Genomic DNA, 14,428 nt, shown 5'->3' on the forward strand with positions numbered 1-14,428 from the left:
GGTAGACGACGTCGAAGCCCATCTCCGCGATCGCCCGCAGGCGCCGGGCCGCGGTGCGGAAGGTGCCGTGGGGCCGCTCGGCGGTGCCCTCGCTGCGCGGGAAGAACTCGTACCAGGAGCCGTAGAGCGCGCGCTCCCGCTCCACCAGCAGCGGCATCGGGTCGGAGGCGGTGACCAACTCCCGCAGCGGGTAACGGTCCAGGACCTCCCGCACGGAGGGCGACAGCGCGGGCCTGAGGCGCTCGTGGACCGAGCGGGAGTCGTCGCCGAGGGCGTGGGCCGCGGCCGTCACCAGGTCCCGCTCCGGGCCCTTCGGCACACCGGCGGCGGCCCGCTCGTACAGCTCGGCGCCCTCCTCCAGGACCAGCCCCGTGTCGATCCCGGCGGGCACCTTCGCCGCGGCGGTGTGCCGCCAGGTCGCCAGCGGATGGCTCCATGCCTCCACGCGGAAGGTCCAACGGCCCGTCGTGTCCGGGGTGACGTCGGCGCCCCACACATCGCTGCCGGGGGACACCTCGCGCATCGGCGTCCAGGGGCCGCGCCGGCCCCTCGGATCGCGCAGGACCACATTGGCGCCGACGGCATCGTGCCCCTCCCGGAACACCGTGGCGGTGACCTGGAAGGTCTCCCCGGCCACCGCCTTCGCCGGGCGCCTTCCGCACTCCACGGCCGGCCGGACGTCACGTACCGGTACACGGCCGATGGCCGGGGTCCTGCGCATGTATCTCACCTCCGCCGTGCGCGAAGCCGGGCACCGGCCCGGCTTCGCGATCCGAGAGCGGGGCCGGCCCGAGCCGGTCCCCGAAGGGAACGCCTTGTACGGTGCCAGCTCAGGGGCTCGGCGCCGTGGAACGCCGCTCCGAAGCGGGCGTCCTTCGCACCGAACGGCGCGACTTCGGCCGTCCGTCCTGCTCGCGCAGATAGGTGGCCAGACTCGTGCGCAGATAGCGCTCCGCCGCGTCCGCCGCCTCGCGGGCACAGCGTTTGCCCATCAGGACGCACAAGGTGTACCCCGAGTCCTCGAACGTGGCCCGGACCCTGCGGTCGTACGGCGAGGCAAGCATCACGCGCTCCCACGCCCGGTATCGCCGCAGCTGCCGGGCCACTTCGGCCTTGGCGGGTAGCAGCATGGCCCTCTCCACCCTCCACGCACTCGACTGGGCGCGTTCCCGACGGTCGGGTGGCGCCGCCCAGGGGTGGGCGCGGCACCGTTACGGCGATCGAGGCTTTCACTCATGGTGCACGGGTGACGACGCAGCGTCTTGTTGGAGCTTCAACCATTGGGGCCGGTGTGTGCTCGTGTTGCACGAATGGCGTAGCGGCCGCACCGTTGGAGGTGACTCAGAAGCGATCACCGCTCACGCTGTGTGTCCGGGATCCCTCCCGGACAGGGCGAGGGGAGCGAGAGCTTCGCCGGTGAGGAGCAAGCGACGATGAAGACCGCAGTGCCCTGCTACTACCACCTCGACGTGGAAGTCAGCCCGGAACGGGTGGGACAGGTCAGCCGCATCCTGGCCGCCCACCTCCGCCACTGGGACCTCGACAATCTCGTGGCCCCCGTCTGCCGCGGCGCCGAACTGCTGCTGCGGGCGATCGACCAGCACGCCAGTGACAAGCACACCTCCATCGAGATGTGGTGGAACGGACAGCACCTCATCACCGCCTTCGGCGACGACGACCCCGAGCTGCGCCCGGACCAGGATCTGCGGGCCTGCCTCGCGGACATCGCCGCCATGAGCGACGGTTGGGGCTGCTGCGCCTCCGAGACCGGCAGCAAGATCATCTGGTTCTCGCAGCGGGCCCGCGCCGGCGAACGGGTGCCGCTGGTGCCGCTGCCGCCGGAGCCGTTCCTGAGCACGGGCCTGCACGAGCCGCGCCAGCATCAGGTGGCCGTCCTGGCCGCCCCCGCGCCCGCGGGTGACGACGCCCTGGAGGGCAGCCGGTGAGCGCCCGCACCACCCGGAAAGGGCTGCCCGTCTGGAGCGGGCAGCCCTACCCGTTGGGTGCCTCCTTCGACGGACAGGGCACCAACTTCGCGCTGTTCAGCGAGGTCGCCGAGCGGGTCGAACTGATCCTCGTGGACGACGACGGACGGGAGACGTCCGTCCGGCTGCACGAGGTCGACGGCTTCGTCTGGCACGCCTATCTGCCCGGCGTCGGGCCGGGCCGGCGCTACGGCTACCGGGTGCACGGCCCCTGGCAGCCCTCGCTCGGCCACCGCTGCAACCCGAGGAAGCTGCTGCTCGACCCGTACGCGCGCGCCGTCGACGGCCAGATCGACAACCACGCCTCCCTGTACGAGCGTTCACCGGACGGCCCGGACCCCGCGGACAGCGCCGGGCACTCCATGCTGGGCGTGGTCACCGACCCGTACTTCGACTGGGGCGACGACCGTCCGCCGCGCACCCCGTACGCGGACTCCGTGATCTACGAGGCCCATGTGCGCGGGCTGACCCGCACCCACCCGGACGTCCCCGAGCGGCTGCGCGGCACCTACGCCGGCCTCGCCCACCCGGCCGTCATCGAACACCTGACCTCGCTCGGGGTGACGGCGGTGGAGCTGATGCCGGTGCACCAGTTCGTCCAGGACGGCGTGCTCCAGGACCGGGGCCTGTCCAACTACTGGGGCTACAACACGATCGGCTTCTTCGCGCCGCACAACTCCTACGCGGCCTTCGGTTCCCGGGGCCGGCAGGTCAACGAGTTCAAGGCCATGGTGAAGGCGCTGCACGCGGCCGGCCTCGAAGTCATCCTCGACGTGGTCTACAACCACACCGCCGAGGGCAACGAGAGGGGACCCACGCTGTCCTTCCGGGGCATCGACAACGCCTCGTACTACCGCCTGGTCGACGGGGACTGGGCGCACTACTACGACACCACGGGCACCGGGAACAGCCTGCTGATGCGGCACCCCTACGTGCTCCAGCTGATCATGGACTCGCTGCGGTACTGGGTCACCGAGATGCACGTCGACGGCTTCCGGTTCGACCTCGCGGCCACCCTGGCCCGGCAGTTCCACGAGGTGGACCGCCTCTCCGCGTTCTTCGACCTGATCCAGCAGGACCCCGTGATCAGCCGCGTGAAACTGATCGCCGAGCCCTGGGACGTGGGGGAGGGCGGCTACCAGGTCGGCAACTTCCCGCCGCTGTGGTCGGAGTGGAACGGCCGGTACCGGGACGCCGTACGGGACTTCTGGCGCGCCGAGCCCGGCTCGCTCGGCGAGTTCGCCTCGCGGCTGACCGGCTCCTCCGACCTGTACCAGCACAGCAGGCGCCGGCCCCGGGCGAGCGTCAACTTCGTCACCGCGCACGACGGGTTCACGCTGCGGGACCTGGTGTCGTACAACGACAAGCACAACGAGGCGAACGGGGAGGACAACCGGGACGGGGAAAGTCACAACCGGTCCTGGAACTGCGGGGCGGAGGGGGACACCGGCGACCCCGCCGTGCTCGAACTGCGGGGCCGCCAGCAGCGCAACTTCCTTGCCACACTGCTGCTTTCGCAGGGAATTCCCATGCTGTGCCACGGGGACGAGCTCGGCCGCAGCCAGCGCGGCAACAACAACGCGTACTGCCAGGACAACGAGATCTCCTGGGTGGACTGGCGACTCACCGAGGAACAGGAGAACCTGGCCGACTTCACCCGGGGCCTGATCGCGCTGCGCGCCGCGCACCCCGTGCTGCGCCGGCGCCGGTTCTTCCGGGGCGAGACCGCGACGAACGCGAGGCAGCCGCTGCCGGATCTCATGTGGCTCCGGCCCGACGCCCGTGAGATGACCGGCCGGGACTGGCAGCGGGGCGACGCGCATTCCGTGGGGGTCTTCCTCAACGGCGACGCGATCGCGGAACGGGACGGGCACGGGCGGAAGCTGACCGACGACTCCTTCCTCCTCCTCCTCAACGGCTACTGGGAACCGGTGGACTTCCGCCTCCCCGACGACAGCTTCGGTGAGCGCTGGACGACCCTGATCGACACCGCGGCCGCCGACGGCGTTCCGGACGAGCGGGAGAGGAAAGCGGGGACGCGGCTTCGGGTGGAGGCGAGGAGCCTGGTCCTGCTCACGCGGCCCTCGAAGGCGCGGGCCCGGAGGTGACCAGGGACGACACACGGCGCCGCGCCCCGCACGGGGCGCGCCGGGTCAGCGGGCGGGCCGGGACATCACCGTGAACTGGGCGCCGTCCGCGTCCCGCAGGATCGCCTCCTTCTCGTCCTCCTTCAGGACGCTGCCCCCGTGTTTCTCCGCCGCTCGGGCGCATCCCGAGACGTCCGCCACCGCGAAGTGGATCTGCCAGTGCGGGCGGACGGAAGGGTCCGGCGCCGCCTCCACGGCGCCCGAGTCGATGCGCGCCACGGCGTCCCCCCGGCTGCGCAGCACCACCTCGTCACCGTCGTACTCCACCTCGCAGCACCCGGGTTCACCCGACGCCCAGTCGAGGATCTCGCCGTAGAACATCGCGGAGTCGAAGGCGTCGCGGGTGTGCAGCCGGATGAACGTGGGCGCGGCCCGCCGCCACGCCTCCCAGTTGGAGACCAGTTCCCCCTGCCAGATCCCGAACGTCGCCCCGTCGCGGTCGGCGAGCAGCGCGGCCCGGCCCGGCGGGAAGGACAGCGGTCCGACCGCCGCCGTACCACCCCGCTCCCGTGCCCGCGCCACCGCGACATCCGCGTCCGGCACCGCGAAGTACGGCGTCCACGCCACCGCCATCTGCCACATCGAGGCCACCGCGGCGATCCCGGCCACCGGCACCCCGTCCGCCAGCGCGACCCGGAAGTGCTCGCCGAGCTTGGCCCCGCGCCAGCGCCAGCCCAGTACGGCCGTGTAGAAGTCCTGGGTGGCCTGGAGGTCACGGCTGGTGAGGCTCACCCAGCACGGTGCGCCGAAGACGGACTGCGTGGAGACGACCTCCCGGGTGCGCGGCCCGTGCCCGGTACCGCTCGCTCCGTCGCTGACAGGGGGTTCTTCGTTCATGGCGGTCGTGTCCTGCTTTCGGGGGCCGGGGGGACCGGTCTGGTTCCAGTGTCCGACCGGAAGCGGGTGGGGCGCCTGTCGAGTACCCCCGGTGGCAGGGGAACAGGCCGCTGCGCACGATGGAGGCATGGCAGAGAGTGAGCCGGAGCGGATCGCCGCCCTGGAGGCCGAGGTCGACCAGCTGAAGCGGGCCGTGACCTCGCACGCCGTGGTCGACCAGGCGATCGGCATGATGGTGGCGTTCGGCCGCGTCACCCCGCGGCAGGGCTGGGAGGTACTGCGGGACGTCTCCCAGCACACCAACATCAAGCTGCGCAACGTCGCCGAACTGGTCCTGATCTGGGGCCGCAGGGGCGAGTTCCCGTACGAGATCGGCGCGGCCCTGGAGGACGCCCTGGACCGGTACGGGCGCGCCCGCACACCCGGCGGCGACCCGGAACCCGTGCCCGCCCCCGAGGAGCCGGTACCCGCGCCCGAGCAGCCGGCCGCGCCCGCCCCCGGCCGGACCGGCTCGCCCTGAGGCGGGGCGGCCTCACCGCGTCGCCTCCGACAGCAGCTCCTCCCGCAGCCGGTCGAAGCACCCGCTGAGCAGCCGCGACACGTGCATCTGCGAGATACCCAGCTGCTGCGCGATCCTGCTCTGCGTCATCCCGCGGAAGAACCGCAGGTAGAGAATGGTGCGCTCACGCTCGGGCAGTGCCGCGAGACACGGCTTGACGGCCGCCCGGTCCACCACGAGGTCGTACCCGGGGTCCGGCCCGCCCAGCGAGTCCCCGAGGGCGTAACCGTCCGTCCCCGCCACCTCGGCGTCCAGGGACAGCGCGGAGAAGCACTCCAGCGCCTCCATCCCGGTGCGCACCTCGTCCTCTTCGAGCCGGGTGTGCGCGGCTATCTCGGCCACCGTGGGCGGCCGGCCCGGCGTGGACTGGGACAGCTCCTTGACCGCCGTGCGGACCCGGTTGCGCAGGTCCTGGACCCGGCGGGGCACGTGCAGGGTCCACATGTGGTCGCGGAAGTGCCGCTTGATCTCACCGGTGATGGTGGGCACCGCGTACGCCTCGAAGGCGCGGCCGCGCGCGGGGTCGTAATGGTCGACGGCCTTCACCAGGCCCAGCGCGGCCACCTGGTACAGGTCCTCCAGGGACTCCCCGCGACCGCGGAACCGCACGGCGATCCGCTCGGCCATGGGCAGCCACAGCCGGACCAGTTCGTCCCGCAGCGCCCGGCGCTCGGGGCCGTCGGGCATCTCCACGAGCCGTTCGAAGGACTCGCCCGTGTCGGGCGCGTCGTCATGTGGATGGGGGTGAGACCTGGGGTTGGTGCTGCCAGTGACACGCATCGCGCGCACCTCTCTCGCCGGTGCTGGATGGACAGACACCGTGGGAGGCGCGCGCTTGCTCGGGAAACGGAGACTGGGCGTCAGGCCGCGCGGCGGCCGGCTCCCACGGAAGTGCCTCCTGTCCGAAGCACGTAGGTGCTCTTTCCCGCTCACGGACATCGCGAAACAAATCACCGCATACAGGAAAAACAGTGCGATCGCCTTGACCGCTTCCGGAGCCGCCCGACGGGCGCTACCTCTGTAGCAGAGTTAATCTCCGGACGTGGAGGACGAAGCGCTGCGCGGGCGCGGCCGGGAGACGCCGCCCGGCGCCCCGGAGACCTTCCCGGCGGAGCTGGCCGACGCGCTCGTCGGCGTCCAGCGGCTGATCCGGCGCCGGCTGCGCGGGGGCCTCGCCGGGCCCCGGCCGCGCGGTGCCGAGGTGGAACTGCTGCGCCTGGTCGAGTCCCGGCCCGGCATCGGCGTCTCGGAGGCGGCCAGGGAACTGCACCTGGCGAGCAACTCCGTGTCGACGCTGGTCAACCAGCTCGTACGGGACGCGTACCTGGTGCGGGAGACCAACCCCGCCGACCGCCGGGCCGCGCGACTGCGGCTGACCGGGGCCGCCGAGAAGCGCCTGGAGGACTGGCACCGCCGCCGCGCCGAACTGGTCGGCCGCAACCTCGACCGCCTGGACGAGGCGGACCAGGCGGCCCTGCGCGCCGCCCTCCCGGCCCTGCGCCGGCTGGCCGGCCGGCTGCGTGAGGAGACCGGGGAGCCCGTGACCACGCCGGCCGGGGCGGGACCCGTCCGTGAGGCACCCTGGACGGAGGGCACGCCATCATGACCACCGACCCGGCGGGACCGACCGCCACCACCGCTCCGGCCACCGCCGCGGGCGAGGCGGCCACCGCCCCCGCCGAGGCCGTCAGCTGCACCGGGCTCACCTACGCCTTCGGCGAGACCAGGGCCGTCGACGGGCTTGACCTGGGCGTCCGCCAGGGTGAGGTGTTCGGACTGCTCGGACCGAACGGCGCCGGCAAGACCACCACCATCCGCTGCGTCACCACCCTGCTGCCGGTCCCCGCGGGCATGGTCCGCGTCTTCGGGCACGACGCCGCCAAGGAGCGCATGGGAGTGCGCCGCCTGCTCGGCTACGTCCCGCAGCAGCTGTCCGCCGACGGCGGGCTCACCGGACGCGAGAACGTCGCCCTGTTCGCGCGCGTCTTCGACGTGCCGCGTCGCGAGCGTACCGCCCGGGTGGACCAGGCGCTCGCCGCCGTCGGCCTCTCCGACGCCGCCGAACGACTCGCCGGCACCTACTCGGGCGGCATGGTCCGCCGCCTCGAACTCGCCCAGGCCCTGGTCAGCGCGCCCCGGCTGCTGATCCTCGACGAGCCGACCGTCGGTCTCGACCCGATCGCCCGCACCGGCGTGTGGGAGCACGTCAACGCCGTGCGCGAGGCGACCGGCATGACCGTCCTCGTCACCACCCACCACATGGACGAGGCCGACCAGTACTGCGACCGGGTCGGCCTGATGCACCGCGGCCGCGTCCGCGCCCTCGGCACCCCCGAGGAACTGCGCCGGGGCCTCGCCGAACGCAAGGGCACCGACACCCTGCCCACGCTCGAGGACGTCTTCCGCGACGTCGCCGGCAGCGGCCTCGACGACAACACCGGAGGAGGTTTCCGTGAAGTCCGGAGCACCCGCCGCACCGCACGCCGCGTCGGCTGACCGCACCCCCGGCGAGGACACCGCGCTGCTGCTCAGCCCCCCGGTGCCGCGCGCCGGCTGGCGGCTGCCGCCGGCCCGCGTGCTCGCCCTGTGCACCGTGGAACTGCAGAAGCTGCGCCACGACCGCACCGAGCTGTACACCCGGGCCGTCCAGCCCGCTCTGTGGCTGCTGATCTTCGGTCAGACCTTCACCCGGATCCGGGCGATCCCCACCGGCGGCATCCCGTACATCGACTACATGGCGCCCGGCATCATCGCCCAGTCCGCCATGTTCGTCGCGATCTTCTACGGCATCCAGATCATCTGGGAGCGCGACGCGGGCATCCTGAGCAAGCTGCTCGTCACCCCGACCCCGCGTTCGGCGCTGATCACCGGCAAGGCGTTCGCGGCCGGCGTGAAGTCGCTGGTGCAGGCGATCGTCGTGATCGTCATCGCCGCCGTGCTCGGCGTCGCCCTGACCTGGAACCCGCTGAAGCTGCTCGGCGTCGCCCTCGCGGTGGTCCTCGCCTCCGTGTTCTTCTCCTGCCTCTCGATGACCATCGCGGGCATCGTGCTCAGCCGCGACCGGCTGATGGGTTTCGGACAGGCGATCACCATGCCGCTGTTCTTCGGGTCCAACGCCCTGTATCCCGTCTCCGTGATGCCGGGCTGGCTCCAGGCGGTCAGCAAGGTCAATCCGCTGAGCTACCAAGTCGACGCGCTGCGCGGGCTGCTGCTCGGCACGCCCTCGCATCCGGCCGCGGACTTCGGGGTGCTGACGATCGCGGCCGCGCTCGGCATCACCGCGGCCTCCGCACTGCTCGGCCGGCTGGCCCGGTGATCTTGCCGGGGAACGTGATGTGCGGCACGCGCCGCGGCGCGCCGGAAAGCGGCTCGGGAGGATTCTTCCTGGGCAGCGCTGTGATCGACGATCAAAGCGGGCGAACCCCCTGGGCACGGCGCATTCCGCTCATTTGACAGTGCGCTGAGCCCACAGATAGACACTCGGGGTCGAGAGGGGCACTGTGTACGAGCCGAACGTGGTCGGGGACTGGCAGGAGTACGAGGAGCATGCCGGTCTGCGGGTCCGCGTCCACCGCCTGGAGGCGGCCGAACCGCCGCGCGGACGCGACGACGCCGCGGCCGGGCTGACGTATTTCAGTGTCCGGGTGACGATCGAGAACCGCGGCACGCGGCACTTCGGCGTCCACTTGGAGGACGGGCAGATCGACGTCCGCGTCGGCCCGGACGGCGAGGGCGCGTTCATCGACTGGCGCAACTCGCAGTTCATCGAGGGCTTCGACGTCTATCCGCTGCGCCGGGCCACAGCCGTCCTCTACGCCGCCGCCCCCGAGGCCGCGCTCTGCCATGTGGACGTGCAGGTACAGCTGCGGGTGGACGAGGAGTGGACCGACCGCCGGCTGTGGGCCGGCGGCACCGGCGTCCTGGAGGCGGGCACCCCCTCCGCCCCCGTGGGTCCCGGGCAGGGCGACCTGGCCCACCAGGTCAGCGCCTTCCTGAAGGAGCAGACGGAGCGCGGTACCGCCTGAGCCCCGGCTGCTCCCCCGTACCGCTCAGTGCGGGATGCCGTCGATGATCTCCCGCGCGCCCTGCCGCAGCAGCGCCACCGCGACCGAGGTGCCGAGCGTGGCGGGGTCGAGCCGCCCCGCCCACTCGTGGGCGTTCAGCCGCGTCTTGCCGTCGGGCGTGAACACACAGGCCCGAAGGGAGAGTTCACCGCTGCCGTCGACGCGCGCGTACCCGGAGATCGGGCTGTTGCAGTGTCCCTGGAGCACGTGCAGGAACATCCGCTCGGCCGTCGCCTCCCGGTAGGTGTCCGGGTCGCCGAGCCCGCTCACCGCGTCGATCAGCTCGGTGTCGTCCTCCCGGACCTGCAGGGCGAGGATGCCCGCACCGATCGGCGGCATCATCGTCTCCGGGGACAGCACCTCGCTGATCACATCGGTGCGCCGGATGCGCTCCAGGCCGGCCACCGCGAGCAGCAGCGCGTCCGCCTCGCCCTCGGCCAGCTTCTGGAGCCGGCGGTTCGCGTTGCCCCGGAACGGCACGCACTCCAGGTGCGGGTGGGTGGCGGCCAGTTGGGCGATCCTGCGCACCGCGGAGGTGCCGATCCGGGTGCCGGCCGGCAGCTCGTCCAGGGTGAGCCCGCCCGGGTGCACCAGCGCGTCGCGCACGTCGTCCCGCTTCAGGAACGCGGCGAACACCGTCCCGGCGGGCAGCGGCCGGTCGGCGGGCACGTCCTTCACGCAGTGCACCGCGAGATCCGCGGCCCCGGCCAGCAGCGCCGCGTCCACCTCCTTGGTGAACGCCCCCTTGCCCTCGACCTGGGCCAGATCGCCCAGCCACTTGTCGCCGGTGGTCTTCACCGGGACGACCTCGGTGCGCACCCCCGGGTGCAGGGCGGCCAACTCGGCGCGGACCCGCTCGACTTGGGCCAGGGCCATGGGCGAGTCACGGGAGACGATTCGGATCAGTTCGGGAATCGGCATGCGCACACGATAGACCTTCGGGCCTCATGCCGAGTCCCCGGGCAGGTCCGCCGCCGAGTCCTCCGGGGCGAGATCCGGGCGCAGCCGCAGCCAGGACGGCTGGCGCAGCATCCCGGACCGGGTGCGGGTGCTGTAGCCGACCTCGCCGACCAGCCGGGGCAGCACCCAGCGGGCGCCCGGGACGCGGGGCGCCGGCACGAAGGGGCACCGCTCGCTCGCCATGTCCGCGAGCAGGTCCGCCAGCCGGGTACGCTCCGCCTCGCTCCAGCCGGTGCCCACCCCGCCGACGTACCGCAGCCGGCCGTCCGCGTCCCGCTGGCCCACCAGCACCGCGCCCGGCAGCCCGGTCAGCCGCCCCTTGCCGGGCAGCCAGCCGCCCACGATCACGTCCTCGGCGCGCGTGTTGCGGATCTTGATCCAGGCGCGGGAGCGCACCCCGGGCTCGTACACCGAGTCCAGCCGCTTGCACACCAGGCCCTCCAGACCGTGCTCCCGGGTCGCCGCGAGTGCCTGGGCGCCGTGCCCGGTCACCGCGCCCGGCGTCGACCAGTACGGCCCGGACAGGCCCAGCTCCGTCAGCCGGGCCCGGCGCCGTGCGTACGGCTGCCGCAGCTGCGGCTCCACCAGGAACGGCACGTCGAAGAGCACCAGATGCACCGGCACCCGCGCGGCCCGGCGCGCGGCCCGAGCGGGAGCGTGGGCGAGTCCCATCCGGCTCTGCAGCAACTGGAAGTCGGCCCGGCCGTCCGCGTCCAGGGCCAGCACCTCGCCGTCGAGGATCGCGGGCGTGTCGCCGAGCACGCCGCCGAGCGGTGCCAGTTCCGGATACGCCCCGGTGATCACCTCGCCCGAGCGGGCGCGCAGGACCAGGGTGCCGTCCCCGGGCAGGTAGACCATCACCCGCTGCCCGTCCTGCTTGGTCTCGTACGCCCAGCGCGCGTCCTGTGCGGCGGGCGGCAGCGAGCCGGGGGTGGCGAGCATGGGCGCGATCAACGGCAGGGCTACGGCGGTCACGGCTGGAGATGTCGACCGCCGGCCGCCCGCTCACGCGCCTTCGGCCGCCGGTTCCCCTGAACGGGCTGCCCCCGGTCGCCCCCTCAGCCCCGGTCGCCCGGCGGCCTGCCCGCGTCCAGCCCGGTGCACGCCACCTTCCCGCCCATCTCCGCGCACGCCTCCACACCCCGGGGTGAACCCACGGGGAGCATCGGGCTGTTGACGCTGGTCACATCGTCGGCCGGATAGCTCGCGGAGAGGATGGCGTCGCCCGCGCGGACCGACACCTCCCGGGCCCGGGGGCTGCGCATCCGCACCTCCGACCAGGCGGTGCCGCAGGACGGTGAGTAGCGCAGCCGTACGGCATAGGCCGGATCCGTGACCGTGCTCCTGGTCTGCGCGTCCCGGGCGCACGCGGAGGTGTCGGGCAACTCGCCCTGGCAGGACGTGCCGTGACAGCGCGGCACCTCGCTCATGGGCCGGGTCGCCGGCGCGGATCCCGGGCGCCCGGACAGCGCCACGGCGGCGGCGACCGCGGTGGCCGCGCCGAACAGCGCGAGCGCCGACACCGGGAGCCATGGCGGCGGCCAGGAAGAGCGCCGGGCCTCGGCGTGCGCCACGGACGGGTCCGGGGGAGCGGGACCGTCGGCCGCCTCCCACAGCGCCAGTACGGCGGTGGGGTCGGCGTCGGCCAGTCGGCACAGGGCCTCCACCGCGGGCCGCGGTGGCCGTTTGCCGCCCGAGAGATAGCGGTGCCAGGCGGACTTGCTGTACGGGGTGCGCGCGGCCAGCGCCGCCAGGCTCAGCCCCGTACGGTCCTTCAGCTCGCGCAGTCTCACCACCAGCGACTCGTCCGGCGCGATCGATCCTTGGGGGTGCCGCATCGTGCGTCCCTCGACTCCCATTCCCCTATGGGCGGTTCGCCCCTGTTGCCGGAATGGCTTCCCTGTCGGACGGGGGCTGCAACACCGGACGAGGTATGGGCCGGGTCAAGCACCCGCGTGCCGAAGGCCTGTTCGGGACGCGGCTCCCGGACAGGCCCTCGGCGGTCGGCGGTGCGGCGGACGACCGTCAGCACCAGGGGACGGACCGCTTGGTGGTCACGTAGTGGGCGGAGACGTAGCCCTCGTGGTGCGGGAGCCGGTACCAGACGCGGTTGCCGTGCACCCGGGAGCCGTAGGTCTTGCAGCTGACCGAGACGAGCCCGCGGGTGTTCCGGTGGCCGACCACCCGGTAGCCGGTGCCCGGACCGGAGCGGACGTTGAGCCGGACGTGACGGGTGACGACCCGGCCGGTGAGGTAGGAGTGCGTGCGGACGGGGTGCCGCGGTGCGGAGACGGCTGCCGCCGGGTGCGCGGGGGCGGCGCTCGCCGCGGCGGCACCGGCCGTCACGGGCAGCAGCGCGAGCACCGCGGCGGCGGCCGGGAGAAGGGTCTTGAGGGCCCGTCGGATCATGGAAACCTCCGGCTGTCGATCTCGTGACCACGAACCGTGATCACCTTGCCCAGCCTTGCCGTGACCGGCCCCCACCATGCCGTTTCCGCGTCCCCTGGGACGGCGTGGGACGTCCCGCGGGACGGGCGCCGGGAGTCTTCGCCGCCTGGTCCGGCGGGGCGCGGCGGACCGTCGCGGCGTGCCGGAGCGGCTCGGACCGTGCCGTTCGCGCCGCCGGGACGGAAAAGGCCGGGCCGCGCGAGGTCTGCGTAGACTTGGGGCATGCCCGCGCCCCCGCCGTCCGGCCGGCCCGCGGCCTCCCCGGAGGTCGCCGAGATCGAGCGCGCCCTCACCCGTATCACCTATCTCGGCACCCGCACCCGGCACCACGACCGGCTGCGGGCCCTCGCCGACGTGCCGCTGGACCGGGCCGCCGTGGCGCTGCTGCGGCAGATCGCCGACTGCGAGCCGATGCGGCTCGGCGAGGTGGCGCACCGCCTCGGTGTGGAGGCCTCGCACGTGACCCGTACCGTGCAGCAGCTCCAGCGGGCGGGGTACGTCACCCGGGTGCCCGACCCCGACGACCGGCGTGCCCAGCGGATCCGGCTCACCGACGCCGGCCGGCTGGCCGTCGCCCGGATCCGGGAGGCCGGTGCCGGGGAGATGCAGCTCGCCCTCGCCGACTGGCGGCCCGAGGAGCTGCGGCAGCTGGCCGTGCTCTTCCACCGGATGGTCGACGACTTCCTCGCGTACTCCGCCGAGGTGGAGGCGGCGCCGGAGGCGAGGGAAGCCGTCGGGGAGGGCTGAGCCCCCGGGACGGCGTGGAGAAGTCGTGCGAAGGGTCCGCCCGGCGGTCTACCGTCCAGTAATATCCGGCGGCAGGCCATCCGAGGAGGAACCGTGCCCTGCTCCGAACACCCGCTCCCGCCGCCCGCCGACCCCGGGGCCGCCCCGCGCCGGTCCGCTCCGGCCGTCCTCGACGCCGCGGTCACGGAGGCCCGGTCATGAGCGGACGCGTCAAGGTCGGCGACAAGGCCGAGGACTTCGCCCTGCCCGACGAGACCGGCACCGTGCGCCGCCTCGGCGAACTGCTCGCCGACGGGCCCGTGGTCCTCTTCTTCTACCCCGCCGCCCTCACCCCGGGCTGCACCGCCGAGGCCTGCCACTTCCGCGATCTCGCCGCCGAGTTCGCCGCCCTGGGCGCCCGGCCCGTCGGCATCAGCGGTGACGACGTCGACAAGCAGCGGGAGTTCGCCGGGCGGCACACCCTCGGCATGCCGCTGCTGTCCGACGCGGACGGGGTGGTCCGCGAGCGGTTCGGGGTCAGGCGCGGCTTCACCCTCGCCCCCACCAGGCGCGTCACCTTCGTCATCGCCGAGGACCGCACCGTCGTGGAGATCGTCCGCAGCGAACTGCGCATGAGCACCCACGCCGACAAGGCCCTCGCCGCCCTGCGCGCCCACCGGGGCTGACCGCGGTCGCGGCTCC

General features: G+C 73.2%; 16 protein-coding genes and 1 pseudogene. 9 read left to right on the top strand and 8 right to left on the bottom strand.

From position 1 onward, the window contains the following. Together QSK45_RS29360 and QSK45_RS29365 are read right to left on the bottom strand one after the other, a co-directional pair. A partial coding sequence (locus QSK45_RS29360) for a maltotransferase domain-containing protein (protein WP_285561911.1) occupies positions 1-721 on the bottom strand: 721 nt, incomplete at its 3' end. A gap of 109 nt (positions 722-830) precedes the next feature. After that, positions 831-1,130 (bottom strand): DUF5133 domain-containing protein, encoded by a 300-nt coding sequence (locus QSK45_RS29365; protein ID WP_285561912.1) that lies wholly within the window; start codon positions 1,128-1,130, stop codon positions 831-833. A gap of 303 nt (positions 1,131-1,433) precedes the next feature. Between QSK45_RS29365 and QSK45_RS29370 the strand changes: the two genes are divergently transcribed. Together QSK45_RS29370 and glgX are read left to right on the top strand one after the other, a co-directional pair. After that, positions 1,434-1,946 carry a pep a2 gene (locus QSK45_RS29370; RefSeq protein ID WP_285561913.1) on the top strand — a complete coding sequence of 171 codons (513 nt, stop codon included), beginning with the start codon at positions 1,434-1,436 and terminating at the stop codon, positions 1,944-1,946. Next, positions 1,943-4,093, top strand: a complete 2,151-nt coding sequence (gene glgX / locus QSK45_RS29375; protein WP_285561914.1) for a glycogen debranching protein GlgX — start codon at positions 1,943-1,945, stop codon at positions 4,091-4,093. The genes QSK45_RS29370 and glgX overlap by 4 nt, the downstream gene beginning before the upstream one ends. Before the next feature lie 45 nt (positions 4,094-4,138). Here the strand turns inward: glgX and QSK45_RS29380 are convergent, their stop codons facing one another. Continuing rightward, positions 4,139-4,969: a VOC family protein gene (locus QSK45_RS29380; protein ID WP_285561915.1), complete on the bottom strand. Its 831-nt coding sequence runs from the start codon at positions 4,967-4,969 to the stop codon at positions 4,139-4,141. A gap of 127 nt (positions 4,970-5,096) precedes the next feature. On the opposite strand from QSK45_RS29380, the pseudogene QSK45_RS29385 reads away from it, so the two are divergent. Then, positions 5,097-5,408, top strand: a pseudogene (locus QSK45_RS29385) (ANTAR domain-containing protein); the annotation flags it as partial. A gap of 93 nt (positions 5,409-5,501) precedes the next feature. Here QSK45_RS29385 and QSK45_RS29390 read toward each other — a convergent pair. Next, positions 5,502-6,308, bottom strand: a complete 807-nt coding sequence (locus tag QSK45_RS29390) for an RNA polymerase sigma factor SigF (RefSeq protein WP_285561916.1) — start codon at positions 6,306-6,308, stop codon at positions 5,502-5,504. 262 nt (positions 6,309-6,570) lie between these two features. Between QSK45_RS29390 and QSK45_RS29395 the strand changes: the two genes are divergently transcribed. The 4 genes from QSK45_RS29395 to QSK45_RS29410 all read left to right on the top strand — a co-directional run bounded on the left by QSK45_RS29395 (position 6,571) and on the right by QSK45_RS29410 (position 9,553). Further along, positions 6,571-7,134: a MarR family winged helix-turn-helix transcriptional regulator gene (locus QSK45_RS29395; protein WP_285561917.1), complete on the top strand. Its 564-nt coding sequence runs from the start codon at positions 6,571-6,573 to the stop codon at positions 7,132-7,134. Then, positions 7,131-8,024, top strand: coding sequence for an ABC transporter ATP-binding protein (locus QSK45_RS29400; protein ID WP_285561918.1), 894 nt, complete (start codon positions 7,131-7,133; stop codon positions 8,022-8,024). Before QSK45_RS29395 ends, QSK45_RS29400 begins: the two co-directional genes overlap by 4 nt. After that, a complete protein-coding gene (locus QSK45_RS29405) occupies positions 7,981-8,844 on the top strand; it encodes an ABC transporter permease (protein ID WP_490993632.1) in 864 nt (287 codons plus the stop codon). The genes QSK45_RS29400 and QSK45_RS29405 overlap by 44 nt, the downstream gene beginning before the upstream one ends. Before the next feature lie 184 nt (positions 8,845-9,028). Next, positions 9,029-9,553, top strand: a complete 525-nt coding sequence (locus QSK45_RS29410) for a hypothetical protein (protein ID WP_285561919.1) — start codon at positions 9,029-9,031, stop codon at positions 9,551-9,553. Between the two features lie 24 nt (positions 9,554-9,577). Here the strand turns inward: QSK45_RS29410 and hemC are convergent, their stop codons facing one another. The 4 genes from hemC to QSK45_RS29430 all read right to left on the bottom strand — a co-directional run bounded on the left by hemC (position 9,578) and on the right by QSK45_RS29430 (position 12,961). Next, entirely contained in the window at positions 9,578-10,519 is a 942-nt protein-coding gene (gene hemC / locus QSK45_RS29415) for a hydroxymethylbilane synthase (protein WP_285561920.1), read from the bottom strand. Between the two features lie 18 nt (positions 10,520-10,537). After that, positions 10,538-11,494 (bottom strand): ATP-dependent DNA ligase, encoded by a 957-nt coding sequence (locus QSK45_RS29420; protein ID WP_285562088.1) that lies wholly within the window; start codon positions 11,492-11,494, stop codon positions 10,538-10,540. 116 nt (positions 11,495-11,610) lie between these two features. After that, positions 11,611-12,390, bottom strand: a complete 780-nt coding sequence (locus QSK45_RS29425) for an XRE family transcriptional regulator (RefSeq protein ID WP_285561921.1) — start codon at positions 12,388-12,390, stop codon at positions 11,611-11,613. Between the two features lie 187 nt (positions 12,391-12,577). Further along, positions 12,578-12,961: an SH3 domain-containing protein gene (locus tag QSK45_RS29430; protein ID WP_285561922.1), complete on the bottom strand. Its 384-nt coding sequence runs from the start codon at positions 12,959-12,961 to the stop codon at positions 12,578-12,580. Between the two features lie 261 nt (positions 12,962-13,222). Here QSK45_RS29430 and QSK45_RS29435 point away from each other — a divergent pair, with 261 nt between their 5' ends. Together QSK45_RS29435 and QSK45_RS29440 are read left to right on the top strand one after the other, a co-directional pair. Next, positions 13,223-13,747: a MarR family winged helix-turn-helix transcriptional regulator gene (locus QSK45_RS29435; RefSeq protein ID WP_285561923.1), complete on the top strand. Its 525-nt coding sequence runs from the start codon at positions 13,223-13,225 to the stop codon at positions 13,745-13,747. 197 nt (positions 13,748-13,944) lie between these two features. Next, complete coding sequence (locus QSK45_RS29440) at positions 13,945-14,412, top strand: peroxiredoxin (protein ID WP_285561924.1); 468 nt, start codon at positions 13,945-13,947, stop codon at positions 14,410-14,412. The last annotated feature ends 16 nt before the right edge of the window (positions 14,413-14,428 follow it).

It is taken from the genome of Streptomyces hygroscopicus subsp. hygroscopicus (genome assembly GCF_030269125.1).
GTDB classification, from domain to species: domain Bacteria; phylum Actinomycetota; class Actinomycetes; order Streptomycetales; family Streptomycetaceae; genus Streptomyces; species Streptomyces hygroscopicus_C.

What these genes read in the sequence shown, in the direction of transcription:
- QSK45_RS29365 (WP_285561912.1), bottom strand. Translation starts at nt 1,130, where the DNA reads ATGCTGCTACCCGCCAAGGCCGAAGTGGCCCGGCAGCTGCGGCGATAC.
- QSK45_RS29370 (WP_285561913.1), top strand. Translation starts at nt 1,434, where the DNA reads ATGAAGACCGCAGTGCCCTGCTACTACCACCTCGACGTGGAAGTCAGC.
- QSK45_RS29380 (WP_285561915.1), bottom strand. Translation starts at nt 4,969, where the DNA reads ATGAACGAAGAACCCCCTGTCAGCGACGGAGCGAGCGGTACCGGGCAC.
- QSK45_RS29390 (WP_285561916.1), bottom strand. Translation starts at nt 6,308, where the DNA reads ATGCGTGTCACTGGCAGCACCAACCCCAGGTCTCACCCCCATCCACAT.
- QSK45_RS29400 (WP_285561918.1), top strand. Translation starts at nt 7,131, where the DNA reads ATGACCACCGACCCGGCGGGACCGACCGCCACCACCGCTCCGGCCACC.
- QSK45_RS29420 (WP_285562088.1), bottom strand. Translation starts at nt 11,494, where the DNA reads ATGCTCGCCACCCCCGGCTCGCTGCCGCCCGCCGCACAGGACGCGCGC.
- QSK45_RS29425 (WP_285561921.1), bottom strand. Translation starts at nt 12,390, where the DNA reads ATGCGGCACCCCCAAGGATCGATCGCGCCGGACGAGTCGCTGGTGGTG.
- QSK45_RS29430 (WP_285561922.1), bottom strand. Translation starts at nt 12,961, where the DNA reads ATGATCCGACGGGCCCTCAAGACCCTTCTCCCGGCCGCCGCCGCGGTG.
- QSK45_RS29435 (WP_285561923.1), top strand. Translation starts at nt 13,223, where the DNA reads ATGCCCGCGCCCCCGCCGTCCGGCCGGCCCGCGGCCTCCCCGGAGGTC.
- QSK45_RS29440 (WP_285561924.1), top strand. Translation starts at nt 13,945, where the DNA reads ATGAGCGGACGCGTCAAGGTCGGCGACAAGGCCGAGGACTTCGCCCTG.